This is a genomic window from Pseudomonas sp. PS01301, from assembly GCF_029960215.1.
GTDB classification, from domain to species: domain Bacteria; phylum Pseudomonadota; class Gammaproteobacteria; order Pseudomonadales; family Pseudomonadaceae; genus Aquipseudomonas; species Aquipseudomonas coleopterorum.
Genome location: NZ_JASCPM010000112.1, coordinates 1 through 1,222, shown reverse-complemented (window position 1 = coordinate 1,222; position 1,222 = coordinate 1). Strand labels below are relative to the sequence as shown.

Annotated in this window: 1 rRNA gene; it reads left to right on the top strand. The window is 51.1% G+C overall.

Annotation, left to right across the window (positions count from 1 at the left end):
- Nucleotides 1–57 precede the first annotated feature (57 nt).
- Nucleotides 58–1,222: ribosomal RNA gene (locus QMX89_RS22635) — 23S ribosomal RNA — on the top strand; the annotation flags it as partial.

The following is a 1,222-nucleotide window of genomic DNA, read 5'->3' as shown; positions in this document are numbered from 1 at the left end:
TGCGAATTTTCGGCGAATGTCGTCTTCACAGTATAACCAGATTGCTTGGGGTTATATGGTCAAGTGAAGAAGCGCATACGGTGGATGCCTTGGCAGTCAGAGGCGATGAAAGACGTGGTAGCCTGCGAAAAGCTTCGGGGAGTCGGCAAACAGACTGTGATCCGGAGATGTCTGAATGGGGGAACCCAGCTGTCATAAGACAGTTATCTCATGCTGAATACATAGGCATGCGAGGCGAACCAGGGGAACTGAAACATCTAAGTACCCTGAGGAAAAGAAATCAACCGAGATTCCCTTAGTAGTGGCGAGCGAACGGGGACCAGCCCTTAAGTTGATTTGAGATTAGCGGAACGCTCTGGAAAGTGCGGCCATAGTGGGTGATAGCCCTGTACGCGAAAATCTCTTGTCAATGAAATCGAGTAGGACGGGGCACGAGAAACCTTGTCTGAATATGGGGGGACCATCCTCCAAGGCTAAATACTACTGACTGACCGATAGTGAACTAGTACCGTGAGGGAAAGGCGAAAAGAACCCCGGAGAGGGGAGTGAAATAGATCCTGAAACCGTATGCGTACAAGCAGTGGGAGCAGACTTCGTTCTGTGACTGCGTACCTTTTGTATAATGGGTCAGCGACTTATATTCAGTGGCGAGCTTAACCGAATAGGGGAGGCGTAGCGAAAGCGAGTCTTAATAGGGCGTTTAGTCGCTGGGTATAGACCCGAAACCGGGCGATCTATCCATGGGCAGGTTGAAGGTTAGGTAACACTGACTGGAGGACCGAACCGACTACCGTTGAAAAGTTAGCGGATGACCTGTGGATCGGAGTGAAAGGCTAATCAAGCTCGGAGATAGCTGGTTCTCCTCGAAAGCTATTTAGGTAGCGCCTCATGTATCACTGTAGGGGGTAGAGCACTGTTTCGGCTAGGGGGTCATCCCGACTTACCAAACCGATGCAAACTCCGAATACCTACAAGTGCCGAGCATGGGAGACACACGGCGGGTGCTAACGTCCGTCGTGAAAAGGGAAACAACCCAGACCGTCAGCTAAGGTCCCAAAATCCTGGTTAAGTGGGAAACGATGTGGGAAGGCTTAGACAGCTAGGAGGTTGGCTTAGAAGCAGCCACCCTTTAAAGAAAGCGTAATAGCTCACTAGTCGAGTCGGCCTGCGCGGAAGATGTAACGGGGCTCAAACCAGGTACCGAAGCTACGGGTATCACCTT